Source organism: Pseudotabrizicola sp. L79 (assembly GCF_036553525.1).
Taxonomy (GTDB): domain Bacteria; phylum Pseudomonadota; class Alphaproteobacteria; order Rhodobacterales; family Rhodobacteraceae; genus Pseudotabrizicola.
On record NZ_JAZHDA010000004.1, the window covers coordinates 1 to 537 of the forward strand.

A 537-nucleotide genomic window follows, 5' to 3' on the forward strand; every position below is an offset into this window, starting at 1 on the left:
TGGCGATGGCGACACCGGAACGGGCGGTGGTGACACGGGCACGGGCGGCGGCGATACCGGCACCGGCGGTGGCGATACCGGCACGGGCGGCGGTGACACGGGCACAGGTGGCGGTGATCCGGGCACAGGGGGCGGGGATACCCGCCCAGGCGGTGGAGAGACGGGCACCGGCGGCGGCGATACCGGCACGGGGGGCGGTGACACGGGAACAGGTGGCGGTGACACGGGCACGGGCGGTGGGGATACCGGCACGGGGGGGGGTGAGACGGGCACAGGGGGGGGTGAGACCGGCACAGGCGGCGGGGAGACCGGCACGGGCGGCGGTGATACCGGCACAGGGGGCGGTGACACGGGCACGGGCGGTGGCGATACCGGCACGGGTGGCGGTGACACGGGAACAGGTGGCGGTGACACGGGCACGGGCGGTGGCGATACCGGCACGGGTGGCGGTGACACGGGAACAGGTGGCGGTGACACGGGCACGGGCGGTGGCGATACCGGCACAGGCGGCGGTGACACGGGCACAGGCGGTGGTGA

1 protein-coding gene is annotated in these 537 nt (G+C 75.4%); it reads left to right on the forward strand.

Features of this window, described 5'->3' with window-relative positions:
- Positions 1-537: hypothetical protein (locus V3C85_RS00015; protein WP_331792944.1), on the forward strand; the 537-nt coding region annotated here is incomplete at both ends.